This window comes from Microbacterium sp. MTN4-26 (assembly GCF_042846595.1).
Classification (GTDB): domain Bacteria; phylum Actinomycetota; class Actinomycetes; order Actinomycetales; family Microbacteriaceae; genus Microbacterium; species Microbacterium luteum.
Genome location: NZ_BTGO01000001.1, coordinates 210964 through 231698, shown reverse-complemented (window position 1 = coordinate 231698; position 20735 = coordinate 210964). Strand labels below are relative to the sequence as shown.

The 20735-nt window shown below is 68.9% G+C and carries 17 protein-coding genes, 1 tRNA gene and 1 other RNA gene; 9 read left to right on the top strand and 10 right to left on the bottom strand.

Annotation, left to right across the window (positions count from 1 at the left end; translation table 11 throughout):
• Nucleotides 1–13 precede the first annotated feature (13 nt).
• Nucleotides 14–721: a DUF4191 domain-containing protein gene (locus ACGG9C_RS01185; protein WP_194383113.1), complete on the top strand. Its 708-nt coding sequence runs from the start codon at nt 14–16 to the stop codon at nt 719–721.
• Between the two features lie 6 nt (nt 722–727).
• Here ACGG9C_RS01185 and ACGG9C_RS01180 read toward each other — a convergent pair whose 3' ends face one another.
• Nucleotides 728–1147 (bottom strand): RDD family protein, encoded by a 420-nt coding sequence (locus ACGG9C_RS01180; RefSeq protein ID WP_194383112.1) that lies wholly within the window; start codon nt 1145–1147, stop codon nt 728–730.
• 134 nt (nt 1148–1281) lie between these two features.
• Here ACGG9C_RS01180 and glnA (ACGG9C_RS01175) point away from each other — a divergent pair, with 134 nt between their 5' ends.
• Nucleotides 1282–2706: a type I glutamate--ammonia ligase gene (gene glnA / locus ACGG9C_RS01175; RefSeq protein ID WP_071043434.1), complete on the top strand. Its 1425-nt coding sequence runs from the start codon at nt 1282–1284 to the stop codon at nt 2704–2706.
• 79 nt (nt 2707–2785) lie between these two features.
• Here glnA (ACGG9C_RS01175) and ACGG9C_RS01170 read toward each other — a convergent pair whose 3' ends face one another.
• The 3 genes from ACGG9C_RS01170 to ACGG9C_RS01160 are packed head-to-tail and all read right to left on the bottom strand — an operon-like array spanning nt 2786 to nt 7383.
• Entirely contained in the window at nt 2786–5776 is a 2991-nt protein-coding gene (locus ACGG9C_RS01170; protein ID WP_194383111.1) for a bifunctional [glutamine synthetase] adenylyltransferase/[glutamine synthetase]-adenylyl-L-tyrosine phosphorylase, read from the bottom strand.
• 10 nt (nt 5777–5786) lie between these two features.
• Nucleotides 5787–7124 (bottom strand): type I glutamate--ammonia ligase, encoded by a 1338-nt coding sequence (glnA, locus tag ACGG9C_RS01165; protein WP_194383110.1) that lies wholly within the window; start codon nt 7122–7124, stop codon nt 5787–5789.
• 40 nt (nt 7125–7164) lie between these two features.
• Nucleotides 7165–7383 carry a hypothetical protein gene (locus ACGG9C_RS01160; RefSeq protein WP_071043431.1) on the bottom strand — a complete coding sequence of 73 codons (219 nt, stop codon included), beginning with the start codon at nt 7381–7383 and terminating at the stop codon, nt 7165–7167.
• A gap of 88 nt (nt 7384–7471) precedes the next feature.
• Between ACGG9C_RS01160 and ppgK the strand changes: the two genes are divergently transcribed.
• Nucleotides 7472–8233, top strand: a complete 762-nt coding sequence (ppgK, locus tag ACGG9C_RS01155) for a polyphosphate--glucose phosphotransferase (protein WP_194383109.1) — start codon at nt 7472–7474, stop codon at nt 8231–8233.
• Nucleotides 8234–8235: 2 nt separating this feature from the next.
• Here ppgK and rnpB read toward each other — a convergent pair.
• The 4 genes from rnpB to ACGG9C_RS01135 all read right to left on the bottom strand — a co-directional run bounded on the left by rnpB (nt 8236) and on the right by ACGG9C_RS01135 (nt 11276).
• An RNA gene (gene rnpB / locus ACGG9C_RS01150) (RNase P RNA component class A) lies at nt 8236–8591 on the bottom strand.
• Between the two features lie 24 nt (nt 8592–8615).
• Entirely contained in the window at nt 8616–10361 is a 1746-nt protein-coding gene (locus ACGG9C_RS01145) for a bifunctional 3'-5' exonuclease/DNA polymerase (protein WP_390178116.1), read from the bottom strand.
• Between the two features lie 69 nt (nt 10362–10430).
• On the bottom strand, nt 10431–11162 hold the full coding sequence (locus ACGG9C_RS01140; protein ID WP_194383108.1) for a zinc ribbon domain-containing protein: 732 nt from the start codon (nt 11160–11162) through the stop codon (nt 10431–10433).
• 38 nt (nt 11163–11200) lie between these two features.
• Nucleotides 11201–11276, bottom strand: a tRNA-Val gene (locus ACGG9C_RS01135).
• A 165-nt stretch (nt 11277–11441) separates the two neighbouring features.
• Between ACGG9C_RS01135 and aceE the strand changes: the two genes are divergently transcribed.
• The 6 genes from aceE (at nt 11442) to ACGG9C_RS01105 (ending at nt 19058) form a co-directional block, all read left to right on the top strand.
• A complete protein-coding gene (gene aceE / locus ACGG9C_RS01130) occupies nt 11442–14168 on the top strand; it encodes a pyruvate dehydrogenase (acetyl-transferring), homodimeric type (protein WP_194385308.1) in 2727 nt (908 codons plus the stop codon).
• 8 nt (nt 14169–14176) lie between these two features.
• Nucleotides 14177–15391, top strand: coding sequence for a CdaR family transcriptional regulator (locus ACGG9C_RS01125; protein WP_071043426.1), 1215 nt, complete (start codon nt 14177–14179; stop codon nt 15389–15391).
• Nucleotides 15392–15507: 116 nt separating this feature from the next.
• Nucleotides 15508–16419, top strand: a complete 912-nt coding sequence (locus ACGG9C_RS01120) for an ACP S-malonyltransferase (protein ID WP_194385498.1) — start codon at nt 15508–15510, stop codon at nt 16417–16419.
• Nucleotides 16420–16434: 15 nt separating this feature from the next.
• Complete coding sequence (locus ACGG9C_RS01115) at nt 16435–17436, top strand: beta-ketoacyl-ACP synthase III (RefSeq protein WP_194385306.1); 1002 nt, start codon at nt 16435–16437, stop codon at nt 17434–17436.
• 76 nt (nt 17437–17512) lie between these two features.
• On the top strand, nt 17513–17761 hold the full coding sequence (locus ACGG9C_RS01110) for an acyl carrier protein (RefSeq protein WP_071043424.1): 249 nt from the start codon (nt 17513–17515) through the stop codon (nt 17759–17761).
• A gap of 58 nt (nt 17762–17819) precedes the next feature.
• Complete coding sequence (locus ACGG9C_RS01105; RefSeq protein ID WP_071043423.1) at nt 17820–19058, top strand: beta-ketoacyl synthase; 1239 nt, start codon at nt 17820–17822, stop codon at nt 19056–19058.
• Between the two features lie 163 nt (nt 19059–19221).
• Here the strand turns inward: ACGG9C_RS01105 and ACGG9C_RS01100 are convergent, their stop codons facing one another.
• Nucleotides 19222–19725, bottom strand: a complete 504-nt coding sequence (locus tag ACGG9C_RS01100) for a DUF3145 domain-containing protein (protein WP_071043422.1) — start codon at nt 19723–19725, stop codon at nt 19222–19224.
• Between the two features lie 183 nt (nt 19726–19908).
• Nucleotides 19909–20682, bottom strand: coding sequence for a hypothetical protein (locus ACGG9C_RS01095; RefSeq protein WP_071043728.1), 774 nt, complete (start codon nt 20680–20682; stop codon nt 19909–19911).
• Between the last annotated feature and the right edge of the window lie 53 nt (nt 20683–20735).

Genomic DNA, 20735 nt, shown 5'->3' with positions numbered 1-20735 from the left:
GTATCCTGGTCCCATGGCCCGCAGCACCGCCCCGGAGAAGCGACCCGGCTTCTTCTCCCAGCTCCGCACCCTGTTCACCTTCACGCGCAAGGCGTTCCCCTGGTTGCCGTATGTCCTCATCGGCATTCTGGTCGTCGGCGCCGCCGTCGGCGTGGGAATCGGCTTCCTGGTGCAGCCGGTCGCGTGGTGGAGCGTGCTCCTGTGGGCGATCACCGGCCTGATGGCGGGCATTCTCGCCGCCATGATGACCATGACACGTCTGTCGACGAAGGCGATGTACCGCCAGATCGACGGCATGCCCGGTGCGACCGGCCACGTGATCTCGACGTCGCTCGGCCGCAGGTGGCAGGCGAGCGAGATGCCGGTGGGGATCAACCCCAAGACCCAGGAGGCGGTCTATCGCGCGATCGGACGCGGTGGGGTGGTCATCGTCGGCGAGGGCGCGCGCGGGCGCCTGACCCGCCTCGTGGGCGACGAACGATCCAAGATCAAGCGCGTGGCCTCGGGCGTGCCCATCACGGTGCTCTATGTCGGACACGGCGACGACGAGGTGCCGATCGCAAAGCTCGCCCCGACGATCAAGAAGCTCCCGAAGGCGATCGACCGCGCGACCATGGCCGCGGTCATCAAGCGCGTCGACTCGGTCTCGCAGTCGCTCGCCTCGCTCCCGATCCCCAAGGGCATGGACCCCAATCGCGTCCGTGCACCGCGGCCGCGCTGAGGGCAGTCAGGAACGCACGAGGACCGTGCCGGCCGCCTTGTCGTGCAGTCCTCGCTGATCGGCGTCCCAGATCACCGCAGGGATCACCAGAACCAGGAGCACCGTCCGCACGATCGGGCGCCACAGTCCGACCCAGGCACCGTCGATCCGGGTGAGACGCAGTCCGAGGATGCGATGACCGGGGCTGCCCTGCAGCATGGGCGCGAACACCACCTGGATCGCCATGAAAATCGCCGCGATCACGAGCGGATCGCCGGAGAAGACGGCTGGCAGACCATCGGGGTCGGTGACGAACAGTCCGGCGAGGATGTAGGCCGCCCCGTAGTCGATGAACAGGGCTCCGACACGCCGGCCGAGTCGGCCTATCGAACCCCGCCCCGATGCGGGCAGTCCCAGGCGCTCACCGGGATATCGCTGGTCTGTCACCGCACAAGCGTACCCAGACCCCTGTAACCTGGCCGAAACATTGGTGTCACGACCGGGCAACGCCCTGTCGGTACCGTGCAAGCCATGCCCCTCGCGGGTTGGCAGTTCCCGAACGCCCTACCTCTGGAGACTCCATGTTCAGTGATTCATCCGAGGTGCTGAAGTTCATCAAGGACGAGGACGTCAAGTTCCTCGACATCCGGTTCACGGATCTTCCTGGTGTGCAGCAGCACTTCAACATTCCCGCCTCGACCGTCGACGAGGAGTTCTTCACCGTCGGACAGCTCTTCGACGGCTCGTCGATCCGCGGTTTCGCGAACATCCACGAGTCCGACATGCAGCTCATCCCGGACGTGTCGACCGCCTACCTCGATCCGTTCCGCGACGAGAAGACCCTCATCATGGTCTTCGACATCTACAACCCGCGCAATGGCGAAATCTACGGCAAGGACCCGCGTCAGGTAGCCAAGAAGGCGGAGAAGTACCTCGCCTCGACCGGCATCGCCGACACCGCCTTCTTCGCCCCGGAGGCGGAGTTCTACATCTTCGACGATGTGCGCTACGAGGTGAAGCAGAACACGAGCTTCTACGCCGTGGACTCCGTCGAAGGCGCGTGGAACACCGCCCGCGCCGAAGAGGGCGGGAACCTCGCCAACAAGACCCCGTACAAGGGCGGTTACTTCCCCGTCTCCCCGGTCGACAAGACGGCTGACCTGCGTGACGACATCAGCCTGCGCCTGATCGCCAGCGGACTCGAGCTCGAGCGCGCTCACCACGAGGTGGGCACCGCCGGCCAGCAGGAGATCAACTACAAGTTCGACACGATGGTCCACGCGGCGGACGACATCCTGAAGTTCAAGTACATCGTCAAGAACACGGCCGACCAGTGGGGCAAGACCGCCACGTTCATGCCGAAGCCGCTCTTCGGCGACAACGGTTCGGGCATGCACACCCACCAGTCGCTCTGGAACGGCGGCCAGCCGCTGTTCTACGACGAGAAGGGCTATGGCGGACTGTCGGACATCGCCCGCTGGTACATCGGCGGCATCCTCGCCCACGCTCCTGCCGTTCTGGCCTTCACCAATCCGACGCTCAACAGCTACCACCGTCTGGTGAAGGGCTTCGAGGCGCCGGTCAACCTGGTCTACTCGGCCGGAAACCGCTCGGCGGCCATCCGCATCCCGATCACCGGGTCCAACCCGAAGGCCAAGCGCATCGAGTTCCGCGCCCCCGACGCGTCGGGCAACCCGTACCTCGCGTTCGCAGCGCAGCTCATGGCCGGCATCGACGGCATCAAGAACCGCATCGAGCCGCACGAGCCGGTCGACAAGGACCTCTACGAGCTGCCGCCCGAGGAGGCCAAGAACATCCCGCAGGTCCCCAACTCCCTGCTGGACTCGCTCGAGGCCCTGCGCAACGACCACGAGTTCCTCCTCGCCGGTGGCGTGTTCACTCCCGAGCTGATCGAGACGTGGATCGAGTACAAGATCGAGAACGAGATCCAGCCGATCGCACAGCGACCGCACCCGTTCGAGTTCGAGCTCTACTTCGGCGTGTGACGCAGACCGCGTGACGGACGACGGCCCCCGGGTGCATCCCGGGGGCCGTCGTCGTGCCGAGCCGCGTCGCGAGCGACGCTCAACCGTAGAAGAGCGTGTCGAACGTGCGACGGGCGCGTCGGGCGGTGCGCACCCACTCCTCCTCGACAAGACTGGCGCTGTGGGGCGGCATCTCGAGCAGACGCCCGATGCCGTCGAGCTTGGATCTGTCCGTCGGCAGCACGTCGCTGGTCTGTCCCGAGAGCAGCGTGTTGGCGGACCTCAGCCGGCTCGCCAGACGCCAGGACGCCGCCAGACGCTCGGTCGCGACCGCCGACACGAGGCCCGCCTCGCGTGCGGCGTGCAGGGCGTCGAGCGTCGAGGTGGTGCGCATGGCCGGTACCGCGTGCGCGTGCTGCAGCTGCAGGAGCTGCACCAGCCATTCCACGTCGCTCAGGCCGCCCGGGCCGAGCTTGAGGTGACGAGCCGGGTCCACCCCCTGGGGCAGCCGCTCACTCTCGACCCGCGCCTTGATCCGCTTGATCTCACGAAGCCCCTGCTGGTCCGCGTGCGCGGGATAGCGCACCTCGTCGGCAAGTTCGGTGAAGGCGCGGATGAGCTTGACACTTCCCGCGATCCCCCGTGCCCGCAGCAGCGCCTGCGCCTCCCACGACAGCGACCATCGACGATAGTACTCGGCATACGATTCCAGGGATCGCACGAGCGGGCCGTTGCGCCCCTCCGGGCGCAGGTCCGCGTCGAGGTCGAGCGGGAGACGATGGTCCTCGGAATGCCGCCGAAGTCCCTGGACGAGCGCCTGCGCGAGCTGATGCGCTCGCTGAGGGTCGAGCCCGTTCGGTCGGTAGACGTACATGACGTCCGCGTCGGATCCGAAGCCGAGCTCCCGCCCCCCGAAGCGACCCATCGCGATGATCGAGAAATCGAGCGCGTCGTCTTCCGGTGGAACGACCTCCCGGCGCACCGCGCGCAGGGTGGCCTGGATGCTCACTTCGCTGATCGTGGTGAGGGTGTCCGCGATCTCCTCGATCGTGAGCACGCCGAGGATTCCTCCCATGGCGGTCCGCAGCATCTCGCGGCGGCGGAGCGCCCGGACGGAGTGCATCGCGTCTTCGACGTTGTCGTGACGGGTCTGTATCGCGCGCGCTTCCTCCTGGAGAGCGACCCCGGACCGCGGACGGAGAGCCCCGCCGTCATCGAGCCACGCCGCCGACTCGGGGATCCATTCCATCAGTTCACCGACATAGCGGGAGCCCGAGAGCACACGCGTGAGGTCTTCGGCAGCTCCCGCGGAGTCGCGCAGCATGCGCAGGAACCAGGGCGAGTCCCCCAGCCTCTCGCTGAGACGACGGAAGGCGATCAGCCCGTAGTCGGGGTCGACGCCGTCGGCGAACCAGCGGAGCATGACCGGCATGAGGTGCCGCTGGATCTGCGACTTGCGACTGAGTCCCGTCGTGAGCGCCCCGATGTGACGCAGCGCGCCACCGGGGTCGTGGAATCCGATGGCCGCCAGCCGATCCTTCGCCTGCTCCGGCGAGAGGGAGCGCTCCTCTTCGGGGAGAGCGGCCACCGCCGACAGCAGCGGACGGTAGAACAGCCGCACGTGGATGTCGCGAACCTCGCGCTTGACCGATTCCCAGATCCGCAGGACGGAATCGCCGGTGTCCCCGAGTCCGGTCGCCCGAGCCAGGGAACGCAGTCCCTCGGCGTCTTCGGGCATCAGGTGGGTGCGGCGCAGGTGGCGCAGCTGCACGCGATGCTCGAGCAGCCGGAGCATCCGGTAGTCACGCGAGAAGGCGGCGGCTTCGGCGCGGCCGATGTACCCCTCCGCGACGAGGGCGTCGAGGGCCGCGAGGGTGCTCCGCTGCCGGATCCCGTGGTCGGAGAGTCCATGGACCAGCTGCAGCAGCTGCACGGTGAACTCGATGTCCCGGATCCCGCCGGGGCCGAGTTTGATCTGGCGGGCGACTTCGTCGTTCGGGATGTGGTCGGTCACACGTTCACGCATGCGCTGCACGCCGTCGACGAAGTTCTCGCGCGCGGCGCTCGTCCACACCTTCGGCCCGACCGCGTTAACGTACGCATCGCCGAGCGCCTCGTCGCCCGCGATCGCGCGCGCTTTCAGCAGCGCCTGGAACTCCCAGCTCGCCGCCCACCGGTCATAGTACGACAGGTGCGACTCCAGGGTGCGCACCAGCGCTCCCTGCTTCCCCTCGGGGCGGAGGTTCGCGTCGACCTCCCACAGAGGAGGCTCGACCTCCATCTCGGACACGCCGCGCATGGTCTGAACCGCCAGCCGGGTCGCGATGTCGATCACCCGGCTCTCCCCCACCTCCTCGCGGAGCCCGTCCGCTGCGCCGCCGACGAAGATGACGTCGACGTCGCTGACGTAATTCAGCTCGCGCGCCCCCGTTTTGCCCATGCCGATGACCGCGAGCTGGGTCGCCGCCACATGCTCGCGCGGGAAAGCCGGCCCCGTCGACGACACCCGTGTGCGAGCGACACACAGCGACGCCTCGAGTGCGGCCGCCGCTGCGTCCGCCAGCCGGCCGGCGACGAACGGGACCTGGTCGACGGGCGAGGGACTCAGCAGGTCGAAAGCGGCGATCTTGGCGAGCATGCGCCGATACCGCACCCGCAGTGCAACCCAGCAGCTCTCACTGCCGTCGCGAGCGAAGCCGTCCTCTTCTCCGACCGCGGCGAGCAGCTCCCTCCGCATCTCGATGTCGGTCGGCAGGCTCGTGCCGGCATGCGCCAGCTCGGCGAGCTCCTCTGGATGGCGGAGGAAGAAATCCCCGAATCCGGACGACGCACCCAGGAGCGCCCACAGGGCACGCCACCCGTTCTCGCTCGCACGAAGCGCCCGCACGGCGGCGGGATCTCGTCGCGCGATGAAGAGGATCGCCGAGACGGCGACATCGGGATCGGCCGCGTCCGACGCGGCGTCGCGGAGCTCCTCCCAGGGCACGTCGATGAGCTGCTCGAGTTCGGAGAGGTCCGCATCGGCCTCCGTCAGGCGGCTGAAGCCGACGCGCGCGAGACCGGTCAGGGTCGTGGAGCGATCGCGGGCCATGGCGCCGGCGTCAGAGCATCTCGAGGTTGCTCTTCAACTCGTACGGCGTGACCTGCGAGCGGTACTCCTGCCACTCGCGGCGCTTGTTCAGCAGCACGTAGTTGAAGACCTGCTCGCCGAGGGTCTCGGCCACCAGCTCGGACTCCTCCATGTATTCCAGGGCGTGGTCGAGACTCGTCGGCAACGGCGCATAGCCGAGCGCGCGACGCTCGGAGTCCGTCAGCGACCACACATTGTCCTCGGCCTCGGCAGGCAACTCGTACCCCTCCTCGATGCCCTTGAGGCCCGCCGAGAGCATCAGGGCGTACGCCAGGTACGGATTGGCCGCCGAGTCGATGCCGCGATACTCCACGCGTGAGGACTGACCCTTGTTCGGCTTGTACATCGGTACGCGCACGAGGGCGGAGCGGTTGTTGTGCCCCCAGCAGATGAAGCTCGGGGCCTCGTCGCCGCCCCACAGACGCTTGTAGGAGTTGACGAACTGGTTCGTGACCGCCGAGATCTCGTTGGCGTGGCGCAGCAGCCCCGCGATGAACTGCCGCCCGACCTTGGAGAGCTGATACTGACCGCCCTCTTCGTAGAACGCGTTCGTGTCGCCCTCGAAGAGCGACATGTGGGTGTGCATCCCGCTTCCCGGCTTGCCGCCGAGCGGCTTCGGCATGAACGTCGCGTAGACGCCCTGCTCGATGGCGACCTCCTTGATCACCGTGCGGAACGTCATGATGTTGTCGGCGGTCGTGAGGGCATCGGCGTACCGCAGGTCGATCTCGTTCTGACCCGGTCCGCCCTCGTGGTGGCTGAACTCCACGGAGATCCCGAGGTCCTCCAGCATGCGCACGGAACGACGACGAAAATCGTGCGCCGTGCCGCCCGGCACGTTGTCGAAGTAGCCGGCCGAATCGACCGGTTCCGGGCCTTCCGTCCCGTAGCGCGACGACTTCAGCAGGTAGAACTCGATCTCCGGATGCGTGTAGAAGGTGAAGCCCGCATCGGCTGCCTTCGCCAGAGACCGCTTGAGTACGTACCGCGGGTCGGCCACCGCGGGCTGACCGTCGGGGGTGGTGATGTCGCAGAACATCCGACCGGTCGGGTCGATCTCGCCTCGCCACGGAAGCGTCTGGAACGTCGTGGGGTCGGGGTGCGCCAGCAGATCCGATTCGTAGGTGCGCGTGAGCCCCTCGATCGCGGAGCCGTCGAAGCCGAGACCCTCGTTGAAGGCCCCCTCGACCTCCGCGGGGGCGATCGCCACCGACTTGAGCGTGCCGATCACGTCGGTGAACCAGAGCCGGACGAACTTGACGCCTCGCTCCTCGATCGTGCGCAGGACGAAATCGCGCTGCTTGTCCATGACTTTCCCTCCGCTGGACGTCGGTTGGCTGACTGCCAGACTACTTGTCGTCGGCGCCGGTTCCGGTCGCGCCCCAGGCGTCGTCGCGGGCTTCGTCCTCGGCCCAGGCGCGCGAGCGCTCCTTCAGCAGCTCCGGCGCCCGCGCGGCATCCTCGGCCGTGTCGAACGGGCCGGCGCGGTCGACCGCCGGCGAGACGTGGCCCCGCTCGACCTGCCCGGTCGTCAGGTTGTACCAGAACTTCTCTTCGCCGCCGGACATGGCCGCCTCCTCCGGTTCGCGAGCGCCTCGGTGACACCTCTGTCTTGATCCTACTGAAGCGGTGTCCGCGCCTGGATAGGGTGAAGACATGGCAGCGAACAGCACCCGGGCGATAGGCGTCGACATCGGCGGCACAGGCATCAAGGGCGGCATCGTCGATCTCGAGCGCGGCGAACTCCTCAGCGATCGGGTGAAGGTGTCCACCCCGAAGGGGGCCAAGCCCCAAGACGTGCTCGACGCGGTCACCGTCGTCCTCGACGAGCTCGGCGTCTCGGACGAGGCCCTCCCCCTCGGTGTCGCCTTCCCCGCCATCGTGAAGTCCGGTCGCACACTGTCGGCCGCGAACGTGTCGGAGGAATGGATCGGGTTCGAAGCCGAGGCGTTCTTCGAGAAGGGGCTCGGGCGCGACATCCACTTCGCCAACGATGCCGACGTCGCCGGGATCGCCGAGGTGCGCTACGGAGCGGCGAAGGGCATCGACGGACTCACCATCCTCACCACGCTCGGAACCGGGATCGGGTCGGCGATGATCTACGACGGCGTGCTGATCCCCAACAGCGAGCTCGGACACGTGCACCGCGCGAAGCACGGTAAGGACGCCGAGGCCTATGCGGCGTACTCGGCGATGGAACGGGACGAGCTGTCCTGGAAGAAGTGGGCGGCGCGGCTGCAGTGGTACTACAGCCACATCGAGTTCCTCTTCAGCCCCGATCTCTTCGTCGTCGGCGGCGGCGTCTCCAAGCACTCCGAGCAGTTCCTGCCGCTGCTGGACATCAGGACTCCGATCGTTCCCGCTGTGCACCGCAACAACGCCGGCATCATCGGTGCGGCGTCGCTCGCGGTGAACTGAGGCGAATGGGCCGGCCTGTACGCCGGGTTCTGTTCCGGGGCTCGCGCCCCATCGACGGTCATCTCTCTCGGCGTCACGTTGCCGTGACGCTCCAGCGGCCTACCCGGGGACTCGGCGGGCCGCGTCATCATCCCCTGTCTGGCCTTGCTCCGGGCGAGGTTTGCCGTGCGGGTCGTGTCACCACGACCCCGGTGGTCTCTTACACCGCCCTTTCACCCTTACCGGGCACGCCCGGCGGTCTGCTCTCTGTGGCACTGTCTCGCGGATCGCTCCGGGTGGGTGTTACCCACCGCCCTGCCCTGTGGAGCCCGGACGTTCCTCGGTGCGACGCGCGCAACGCGACCGTCCGGCCGACCCATTCGCTGCAGCGATCCTATCGCCGTCAGTCCTTCTGCGCGGACTCGGCGATGCGCACATCGAGCGGGAAATCGACCGGAAAGTCGCCGAACAGCAACCGGCCGGCTGCGGCAGCCGCGTCGCGGACCGCCTCAGCGACCTCCTCCGCGTGCTCCCGTGGACAGTGCACGATCACCTCGTCATGCAGGAAGAACGCGATGTGCGGTCGACGGGCGAACACCGGTCCGGATGCGGCAGCGGCGGTCGCGGCCTCGGGGAACGCGGTCAACCGTGTGCGAAGGTCGGCCAACCACGCCAGCGCCCACTCCGCGGCCGTTCCCTGCACGATGAAGTTCCGAGTGAAGCGCCCGCGGTCGCGAGAGGCGCGCTTGGCGCGCAGGATGTCCGCGGTCGACGCGTCCGCCTCGCTCGCGCGTGCCTGCGTCGCCCGCCACGTCGCGCCGGCATCGGGCGTGGTCCGTCCCCATGACGTCGAGACGGGCGCGCCGTCCTCGCCACGACGTGCGGCCGCATCGACCATCGCCATCGCGCGCGGGTACGTATGTCGCAACCTCGGCATGAGCCGTCCGCTCTCGCCCGTCGTCGCCCCGTACATCGCCCCGAGCATGGCGAGCTTCGCGTCGTACCGGGTGGCGACCGCGCCGTCGGCGACGATGCCCTCGTAGAGGTCACGACCGCGCGACGCCTCCGCGAGGGCCGCATCCCTCGACATGCCGCACAGGACGCGCGGCTCGAGCTGCGCGACGTCGGCCACGACCAGACACCACCCCGGATCGGCGCGGACAGCGGAGCGGAGTCCGCGCGGAATCTGCAGCGCTCCCCCGCCGGCGGAGGCCCAGCGCCCGGTCACGACTCCCGCCGGAATGTACACGGGACGGAAGCGACCCGCCGAGACCCATTCGTCCGACCACGCCCAGCCGTTCGCCGACCAGAGCCGCGCGAGGCGCTTGTACTCCAGGAGCGTCGGAACCACCTCGTGCTCGACGCGCTCGAGCTCCCATCGGCTCGTCGACTCGACCGCGATCCCCCTCCGATGCAGCGCGCGGAGGAGCCTGACCGCGGAGTCGGGGTTGAGGGTCGGATCGTCGAGCTGCTCGCGCAGACGCTGAGCGAGCAGCTCCAGCTGCGAGGGTCGCGCACCCGAGGGCGGACGAGCGCCGAGTTCGGCCTCGAGCACGGCGTCATGGCGCGCCTGGTCCCAAGGGAGCCCGGCTGCATGCATCTCGGCCGCAAGCAGAGCGCCCGCCGACTCCGCGGCGGCGAGCAGGTGGAGCCCGGAACCAGCGCGCGCGGTCGACAGCGCCCCGCGCTGCCGGCGGAATTCGGCGAGGGTCGCAGCGATGTCACCGGTCGTATCCGTCGGAGCAGCGAGATCGAACAGCGTCGCCGCGGCGACAGCCACCGCGGGCGACGGTCCGCCCTCCCATTCCGCTGCGGCACGCAGGGCACCGGGCGCGGCGATGTCCGCGCTGCACGCGAGGATCCGGTGGCTGAGCCGCAGATCGTGCGACCGGGCGACACGCACCCCCGCGGCCAGCAGCGGCGGGTATCGCCGAGCCGTGTCGTCCCACACCCACCGCGGGGCCGAGGCGAGCTCGCGCTGGACGACGTGGTCCGCGAACTCACCTGGAGCCAGCGACACCCGGCGTCGTTCACCCGCATCCGCGTCGAGATCCACGACCACCACACGCTGGTCGTGATCGCCGACGACCGCCCAGGTGATGGGGGCGAGCGGGCCGGGGTCAGCCGAGGCCGTGTCGGCGGCTCTCACCGTGGCCCGTGGCCTCGTCGGGACGCCGGATCTTCCCGCGAGGGCTCCTCTGCTGGACGATCGAAGCGCTCACAGGCCCGACTCCTCCGTGCGCACCAGGATGCATCCGCACTCGGGGCACAGCACGACGTCGTCGTCCGCGGCGCGTCGCACCTCCGCCAGGTCGGTGCCCGAGAGAACCATATGACAGCCGCCGCAGGTGTTGCGGGTCAGCAGTCCCGCTCCGGCGTTACGGATCGCGAGCCGGTCGTACTGCGCCACGAGATCATCGGCGATCCCGGCCGCCACCGCAGCCCGATCGCGGGTGGCGGTGGCGGCGTCGGCGGTCGCCGCTTCCACGGCGGCCTTCCCGGCGGCGCTCAGCTCCGCGCCCTCCGCATTGGTCCGCGCGATCATCCCCTCTGCGGCCGTCACGGCGGCCTGAGCGTCCTCGAGCTGCTCCATCACGGCGAGTTCGGCGTCCTCCAGGTCGCTCTTGCGGCGGGCGAGGGAGGCGAGCTCGCTCTCCAGCCCCTGCGCTTCCTTCACGTTCGAGGTCGCGGCCAGACGCTCGGTGTCGCGCACGCGCCGCGCGTCGACGACGGCGACGTCGGCTTCGATGCGGCCGATCTCGGCCTGCAGGTCATCTCGCGTGCCGAGAAGGGCGGCCAGCTCCTGAGTGCGCGCCTGACGCTCCGCCAGCAGCTCCTTCACCCGAGCGGCGTGCGGCGGGCTTGCACGTGCCGCTTCGGCTCGCCGGATGCGGGAGTCGAGCTCGGCCAGGTCGAGGAGCGCGCGCTGATCGCGGGGAGAAGCCTTCACCCGACCAACATAGGTCACCCGCCCGAAGCGGCGCCCGGTGGTGGGCCCTGCCGGGATCGAACCGACGACATCCACGGTGTAAACGTGGCGCTCTACCAGCTGAGCTAAAGGCCCCAGGTCGTCCAGTCTAGGGTGGAGAACCACCACGACCGGCGCATCGGAGTCACCGTCCCGGCAGGACGGTAGGCTGAGCGGCGGCGTGTTTGTGCATCGCAGACAAACGCGGCATCGCGCCCCCCGATTGCTTGGCACGATCTGCCATCAGACGAAAGGTCTCCCGTGACTGTCCACGACCAGGATCCGTACTCCCAGGGCCCTCTCGACAGCGATCCCGACGAGACCGCGGAGTGGCGCGAGTCGCTGCAGCAGCTCGTCGACGCTCGCGGCCACGAACGCGGACGCGAGATCATGCTGAGCCTCCTGAAGGAGTCGAAGGAGCTTCACCTCGGCGTGCCGATGGTCCCGACGACCGACTACATCAACACGATCGCGCCCGACGCGGAGCCGGAGTTCCCCGGCGACGAGGAGCTCGAGCGCCGGTACCGCGCGTGGATCCGCTGGAACGCCGCCATCACGGTGCACCGTGCGCAGCGCCCCGGCATCGCGGTGGGCGGCCACATCTCCACATACGCCTCGTCCGCCGCCCTCTACGAGGTCGGCTTCAATCACTTCTTCCGCGGCTTGGACGATCCGTCGGGCGGTGACCAGATCTTCATCCAGGGACACGCCTCCCCCGGCACCTACGCCCGCGCCTACCTCGAGGGGCGGCTGAGCGAGGACCAGCTCGACGGATTCCGTCAGGAGAAGTCCGCCGCGCCGCACGGGCTCCCCTCCTACCCCCATCCGCGTCTCATGCCGGAGTTCTGGCAGTTCCCCACCGTCTCGATGGGCCTCGGGCCCATCAACGCCGTCTACCAGGCGATGACGAACAAGTACCTCGCGAACCGCGGCATCAAGGATGTCGCCGACTCGCAGGTCTGGGCCTTCCTCGGCGACGGCGAGATGGATGAGGTCGAGAGCCGCGGGCAGCTCCAGGTCGCGGCGAACGAGGGGCTGGACAACCTGACCTTCGTGGTCAACTGCAACCTGCAGCGCCTGGACGGCCCCGTCCGTGGAAACGGCAAGATCATCCAGGAACTGGAGAGCTTCTTCCGCGGGGCGGGCTGGAACGTCATCAAGGTGATCTGGGGTCGCGAGTGGGATGAGCTCCTGGGGCGCGACGACGACGGCGCCCTGCGCAACCTCATGAACGTCACTCCGGACGGCGACTACCAGACGTACAAGACCGAAGACGGCGCCTTCGTGCGCGAGCACTTCTTCGGGCGCGACGAGCGCACCGCCGCCCTGGTGAAGGACTACTCCGACGAGCAGATCTGGAACCTCAAGCGCGGCGGGCACGACTACCGCAAGGTCTATGCGGCCTTCAAGGCGGCGCGCGAGCACAAGGGCCAGCCGACGGTCATCCTCGCCAAGACGATCAAGGGCTATGGCCTCGGCCCACACTTCGAGGGGCGCAACGCGACGCACCAGATGAAGAAGATGACGCTGGAGGACCTCAAGCACTTCCGCGACGCGATGCACATCCCGATCTCGGATGCGCAGCTCGAGGAGAACCCCTACCTGCCGCCGTACTTCCACCCCGGGGAGCAGGACGAGACCATCCAGTACATGCTGGAGCGTCGACGCGCGCTCGGTGGCTTCCTTCCCGAGCGACGCACCCATCACGTGGGTCTCCAGCTTCCCGACGACAAGGCCTACGCACTGCCGAAGAAGGGGTCGGGCACGCAGGAGGTCGCGACGACCATGGCCTTCGTTCGCCTGCTGAAGGATCTGCTGCGCGCCAAGGACTTCGGACACCGCATCGTGCCGATCATCCCCGACGAAGCACGGACGTTCGGCATGGACGCCTTCTTCCCGACGGCGAAGATCTACAACCCGAACGGCCAGCACTACACGTCCGTGGACCGCGAGCTGCTCCTGGCCTACAAGGAGAGCCCGCAGGGCCAGATCATGCACGTCGGCATCAACGAAGCCGGCGCGATGGCCGCGTTCACCGGTGTCGGCACGGCGTATTCGACGCACGGCGAACCGCTCATCCCGGTGTACATCTTCTACTCGATGTTCGGCTTCCAGCGCACCGGCGACGCGCAGTGGGCGGCGGGCGACCAGATGGCGCGCGGGTTCATCATCGGCGCGACCGCCGGCCGCACGACCCTGACCGGGGAAGGTCTGCAGCACGCGGACGGTCATTCGCACCTGCTCGCCTCCTCCAACCCCGCCACCGTGTCGTACGACCCGGCCTACGGGTACGAGATCGCCCACATCGTGCGCGCCGGCATCGAGCGCATGTACGGCGGCAACCACCCCGACCCGAACGTCATGTACTACCTGACGGTGTACAACGAGCCGCTCGTGCAGCCGGCCGAGCCGGAGGGCGTCGACGTCGATGGCATCGTGCGCGGCATGCACCGCATCTCCGCCGCCGAGGGCGAGGGACCGCGTACGCAGCTCCTCGCATCGGGCGTCGGGGTCCCGTGGGCCCTCGAGGCGCAGCAGCTGCTGCGTGACGACTGGGGAGTGCAGGCCGACGTCTGGTCGGTGACGTCCTGGACGGAGCTGCGTCGCGACGGACTCGCCGCCGACGAGCACAACTTCCTCCACCCCGACGAAGAAGCACGGACGGCCCACGTCACCGAGAAGCTGCGGGACGGCGAGGGACCGGTCGTCGCGGTCAGCGACTTCATGCACGCCGTGCAGGACCAGATCCGACCCTGGGTTCCGCAGCAGTTCGTCACACTCGGCGCGGACGGCTTCGGCTTCTCCGACACGCGGCCCGCCGCGCGCCGCTTCTTCAAGATCGACGGACCTTCCATCGTCGTCCGGGCGCTGCAGGCGCTCGCGGCGGAAGGCGCGGTCGACCGGTCGCTGTCCGCGCAGGCGATCGAGAAGTACCGCCTCCACGATGTCACCGCCGGCACCAGTGGCAACGCGGGCGGCGAGAGCTGACCGGACACATGCCGCCCCGCTCCGCGGAGATGGACAAGGACGAGACGCTCGCCTGGCTGCGTCGCATCTCGGGTGACCTGGCCACCGCCACGATCAAGCGCCTCGAGGAGTCGCTGCCGTGGTACGCCGACATGCCGCCGGCGCGTCGGTCGGCGGTGGGCCTGGTCGCCCAGGCGGGCATCACCTCGTTCATCCAGTGGTACGACGATCCCGGCTCGACGCCGTGGATTGCGTCCGACATCTTCGCGGCCGCGCCTCGCGAACTCCTCCGGAGCGTGAGCCTGCAGCAGACGCTGCAGCTGATCCGGGCCACGGTCGAGGTCACCGAGGAGCGCGTGGCCGGCAAGGGCGAGGACCTTCGGGAAGGCATCCTGCTCTACTCGCGAGAGGTCGCCTTCGCCGCCGCGGATGTCTACGCCCGCGCCGCGGAGGCCCGCGGGCTGTGGGATGCGCGCCTGGAGGCCCTCGTCGTCGACTCGATCCTCACGGGTGAGGCCGACGAGGAGCTCCCCAGCCGGATCGCCGCCCTCGGGTGGCACGGCCACGGCGAGGTGGCCGTGCTCGTGGGCACGACCCCGGCGCAGTTCGACGTCGATCAGCTGCGCCGCACCGCACGCAAGCTCGGCGTGGACGTGCTGATCGGCGTACAGGGATCGCGGCTCGTTCTCGTGATCGGGCGCGCCGAGGATCCGGTGCGCACCGACGAAGGATCCGGCGCCCTCCCCTTCGTCGAGATCGCCAAACGTCTCGAGCCCGGTTTCGGGGCGGGTCACCTTGTGCTGGGCCCGGTCGTTCCGGCACTCGTGGACGCCAGCCAGAGCGCCCGGGCGGCGCTGGCGGGGTTCGCGGTCGCACGCGCGTGGCGACATGCTCCGCGTCCCGTCGAGGCCGACGATCTCCTGCCCGAGCGAGCGCTGGCCGGTGATCCCCTGGCAAAGCAGACCCTCGTCGAGCGGATCTATCGCCCGCTTCAGGCACACAGCACCGATCTCGTCACGACGCTGTGGAGCTATCTCGACAACGGGCGGTCCCTCGAGGCGACCGCGCGCGAGCTGTTCGTGCACCCCAACACGGTGCGCTATCGGCTCAAACGGGTCTCCGAGGTGATCGGCTGGGATGCGACCGGACCACGGGAGGCCCTCATCCTGCAGACCTCGCTCGTCCTCGGCTCCATCGGAACCGACGCGACACGACGTCGGAGCGCCCCGCGTCGCCTGTCGTGACCTCGGTCCGCAAGCACCTCGACCGAGATCGTGCTGTGGCGATGCGACAAACGATGCCGGGACACTTGTGCGGCATGCCACACATCGCATCGGCTGATCCTTGGCAGGATGGGATGGTGCTCATCGCGATCTTCCCCGGTCAAGGTTCGCAGTCCCCGGGCTTCCTGACCCCCTGGCTCGAACTCGACGGCGCCCGCGAGCGGCTCGCGGCCTATTCGGAGTGGTCCGGCGTCGACCTCGTCGCCGCCGGCACGGAGTGGGACGCCGACCGGATCCGCGACACCGCCGTCGCGCAGCCGCTGATCGTCGCCGCTGGGCTGCTGTCGTGGAATGCCCTCGGAGACGACCACGTCGCCGGTGTCGCCGGCCACTCGGTGGGTGAATTCACGGCAGCCGCCGCCGCGGGTGTGCTCACCGAGGAGGATGCGATGCGCCTCGTCGGTCTGCGCGGACGCGCCATGGCGGCTGCAGCTGCATCGTCGCCGACCGGCATGAGCGCCGTCCTCGGCGGTGACACCGTCGCCGTGCTCGACCGCTTGGCGGAACTCGGCCTCACCGCCGCCAATCACAACGGCGGCGGGCAGCTCGTCGCCGCCGGCTCCCTCTCCGCCCTCGATGCCCTCGCGGCCGAGCCCGTGCGCGGCACCCGCGTGGTCGCCCTGCAGGTCGCGGGTGCATTCCACGCCGAGGCGATGACCCCCGCCGTCGACGAACTGCGGCTCGCCGCCGCGGAGGTCGCCACGCACGATCCGCACGTGCGGCTGTGGACGAACCGCGACGGATCGAGCGTGACCGAGGGTGCCTTCTTCCTGGACCTCCTCGTCGAGCAGGTGGCCTCCCCGGTGCGCTGGGACCTGTGCATGTCCGCGTTCGCCGATGCCGGCGTGAGCGGTCTCGTCGAACTGGCACCGGCCGGCACCCTCACCGGGCTTGCCAAGCGCGCACTGCGCGGCACGCCGGCGGTCGCCGTGAAGACCCCGGCGGATCTGCTCGCCGCCGCCGAACTCCTCAGCCCATCCACCTCCTGAGCGGAGCCCTCACTCATGACCCCCACCCTCCGGCAGTCCCGGGGCGCCGCGCACACCCGCATCTACTCGTATGGCGCCGCCCGCGGCGAGAACGCCGTGCCCAACGACGACCTCGTCGGACCCATCGACTCCAGCGACGAATGGATCCGACAGCGCACCGGCATCATCACGCGCATGCGTGCGACCCCCGGCACGACAGCCATCGATCTCGCCGCATCGGCCGCGGAAGAGGCGATCGCGCGCTCGGGTGTTCCCGCCGATCGGATCGGCGCCGTCATCGTGGCGACGATCAGCAATCCGAAGCAGACGCCCTCCGTGTCGGCCATCGTCGCCGATCGCGTCGGATCGAACCCCGCCGCCGCATACGATCTCAACGCGGCATGCGCCGGCTTCGCATACGGGGTGGCGCAGGCTGACGCCCTCATCCGCTCCGGTGCGGCCGAGTACGCGCTCGTCATCGGCACGGAGAAGCTCAGCGACATCGTCGATCCCACCGACCGCAGCATCTCCTTCCTCCTGGGCGACGGGGCCGGCGCGGTCGTCGTGGGCCCGAGTGACACGCCCGGCATCGGACCGACGGTATGGGGCTCGGACGGATCCAAGGCGGACGCCGTCGGGATGAACCACACGCTCACGGACTTCCGCGACGGAAACGCCCCCTGGCCCACCCTGCGTCAAGAAGGTCCGACCGTCTTCCGCTGGGCGGTGTGGGAGATGGTCAAAGTCGCGCGCCAGGCTCTCGAGGAGGCCGGCGTCGAGGCGTCGGATCTCGCCGCGTTCGTCCCCCATCAGGCGAACATGCGCATCATCGACGAATTCGCCAAGCAGCTCGGCCTCCCCGACACCGTCGCCGTCGGACGCGACATCGCCACGACGGGGAACACCTCCGCGGCGTCCATCCCCCTCGCCACACACCGGCTGCTCGAAGAGCATCCCGAACTCAGCGGCGGGCTCGCCCTGCAGATCGGATTCGGCGCCGGACTGGTCTTCGGCGCGCAGGTGGTGGTGCTGCCGTGAGCGGCCCGACCACCGCCCTAGACTGATCAACGGCCCGCGCGCGGCGCCAGCATCCCCGACAGACAAGGAGAACACCATGGCACTCACCAATGACGAGGTCCTCGCCGGACTCGCCGAACTGATCACCGACGAGACCGGCATCTCGGCGGACGAGGTCGCGATGGAGAAGTCGTTCACCGACGACCTGGACATCGACTCGATCTCGATGATGACCATCGTCGTCAACGCCGAGGAGAAGTTCGGCGTGACCATTCCCGACGACGAGGTCAAGAACCTCAAGACGGTCGGCGACGCCGTCACCTACATCACGTCCAACCAGGCGTAACCCTTCTGGTGGGGGCGCCGGCCCCCACCAGCGTTCTTTCACGAGGAGTTCCTTCCCCATGACCGCGTCACGCATCGTCGTCACCGGAATCGGCGCGTCGTCGCCGATCGGCGGCACCGCCCCCGAGAGCTGGTCCGCACTGCTGGCCGGCGCGTCCGGCACACGCACGCTCGAGTACGACTGGGTGGAGGAGAACCAGCTGCCCGTCACGTTCGCCGCGCAGGCCGCCGTGCGACCGGAGACGGTGCTGGAGCGTCCCATGGCGAGGCGGCTGGACCCGGCATCGCAGTTCGCGATGGTGGCGGCGATGGAGGCCTGGGCGGACGCCGGCGCGCCCGAGGTCGAGCCCGAGCGCCTCGGCGTCGATTTCGCCACCGGCATCGGCGGCGTGTGGACCCTGCTCGACGCGTGGGACACCCTGCGGGAGAAGGGCCCCCGTCGGGTGATGCCCATGACCGTTCCCATGCTCATGCCCAACGCCGCCGCAGGTAACCTGTCCCTGCACTTCGGCGCTCGCGCCTTCGCCCGCACGGTCGCCAGCGCGTGCGCGTCGAGCACCGAGTCGATCGTGAACGCGGCCGAGCACATCCGCACGGGCCTGGCCGATGTCGTGATCGCCGGCGGTACCGAGTCGGCGATCCACCCGATCACGATCGCGTCGTTCGCGTCGATGCAGGCGCTGTCGCGGCGCAACGACGACCCCGCCACCGCCTCGCGCCCCTGCAGCGTCGACCGCGACGGCTTCGTGATGGGCGAGGGTGCCGCGGTGCTGATCCTGGAGTCGGAAGAACACGCCCGCGCCCGAGGCGCCACGATCTACGCCTACGTCGTCGGCGGCGCCGTCACGGCCGACTCGTACCACATCACCGCCAACGATCCCGAGGGCCACGGCGCACAGCGCGCCGTGGAGATGGCACTCGCCTCCGCCGACGCCTCGCCCGACGACGTCACGCACATCAACGCGCATGCCACCTCGACGCCGGTCGGAGACCCGAACGAGTACACGGCCCTGAAATCGGTGTTCGGCCCCCGCATCGAGGAGATCCCCGTGTCGGCGACGAAGGCCTCGACCGGACACCTTCTCGGCGGAACCGGCGCGCTGGAGGCGATGTTCACCGTGAAGGCGCTTCAGGACCGGCTCGCGCCCCCGACGATCAACATCACGACACAGGACGAGGCCGTCCCCTTCAACATCTCGGGCTCACAGGTTGAGCTCGGCCGCGGCGACCAGCTGGCGATCAGCAACTCGTTCGGCTTCGGCGGCCACAACGCCGTCGTGGCGCTGGCCTCGGCCTGACCTCACGTGACGAAGCCCCCGCCTGGGTGCGGGGGCTTCGTCGTGAGCAGATGCACTGGGGTCGCATCTGGGGTACAGGCGGCGATTCGCTTTCTCGCGTCCCGGGTGTCCTCCTCCGAGCTTCGGTAGTGGCGCCTCGCCGTTCCTGAGTCTGTGCCGGGCCTCACCCCACCTTGTGCAGCCACACGACGGGCGCCTCGTCACCGGCGTGCCGGAAGGGTTCCAGCTCCTCGTCCCACGCGGCTCCCAGCGCGACGTCGAGTTCGCGCTGGAGTTCCCGCGCATCGCCGGCGGCGACCTCCATCGCGTAGCGGAGGCGATCCTCGCCGATGACGATGTTGCCGACGGCGTCGGTCTGCGCGAAATGGATGCCGAGCCCCGGCGTGTGCAGCCACCGGCCGCCGTCGTGCCCGGGCGAGGGATCCTCGGTGACCTCGAAGCGAAGGTGCTCCCAGCCGCGGATGGCGCTGGCAAGCGCCGCACCCGTACCGGCGGGACCGTCCCAGTAGAACTCGGCACGACGCGTGCCGGGCTGGACGGGCTGCTCGGACCACTCGAAATTCACTGCTCGGCCGATGGCGCGACCCACCGCCCACTCGAGGTGGGGGCAGAGCGCGCGAGGTGCGGAGTGGACGTACACCACTCCGCGAGAACGCGATGTCGCCATGATGTCTCCGTTTCGTTGTCAGGTGCGTCTTCCCCTACGACCTGGCACCACGGAGCGTGGCGGACGTGTTCGGTTGTCTGCCGTCATTATCACCCGATGCGGCCGATAATCACAAGGGATCCGGCCGCGACACGCCGCGAGCCCCCGACGATATCGCCGGGGGCTCGCGGAGGATGTTCGAGCTCAGGCCTCGCTCATCGCGAGCTTCTCCTTCTGGCCCTTGGCGGCGTAGTACGCAGCGCGTGCGGCGTCGCGCCGCGCCTGCTCGGCCTGACCGGCCTCCCGGACTTCTTCCGAGATCTCGTAGTACTCCGTCGTGGGCTGGCCGTTGTAACGCGCGATGTACTCGTCGAGCTCGGGCCCCGACTCCCACGAGGTGATGAGGCAGTATCGCGGCTCGTCACCCTGGTGGTGCACCGCATGCCACAGACGCTGCGTGTCGACGATCAGCTGCGCACCGGCGGGCAGCGCGATCCGGTACTCGATGCTCGGGTCGCTGCGGTTCTCCCGAAGCACGAAATAGCTGTCCTTGTCGTCGGTGAGGTTGAAGAACCCACGCACGACCCAGCCGGTGCCGTCGGGGTTGAGGCGGTTGTTGTCGTCCTGGTGCAGGTTGTAGAGGCAGTCCGCGTAGGAGTTCGGCTGCAGCTCGATGATGCGGCACCGTCCGACGTTGGCACCGGGCTCCTTGGCCCGCGCGGTGAGGGTCGGCGCCTTCTCGGTCTGCTCGTCGATCCAGACGCCGTCCTTGTCGGTGCGCGGCGGCTCGTGGTTCCAGAAGCCGTTGCACTCGATCTCGCCCTTGGCCGACGCCAGCGGGGCGAAGCGGGTGTCGCCGGAGGACTTCCAGTCGACGTATTCGATCTCGAGCCACTCCTTGGGGTCGATCTCCTTGTCGTACGGGTCGAGCACGACGAAGCCGGTCGATTCGAGAGCGGCGCTCTTGATGTAACCCATGATGCGAATCATGACCTTTCCGTTCGGGGCCAGCACGTTTTTACAGGCCCGAC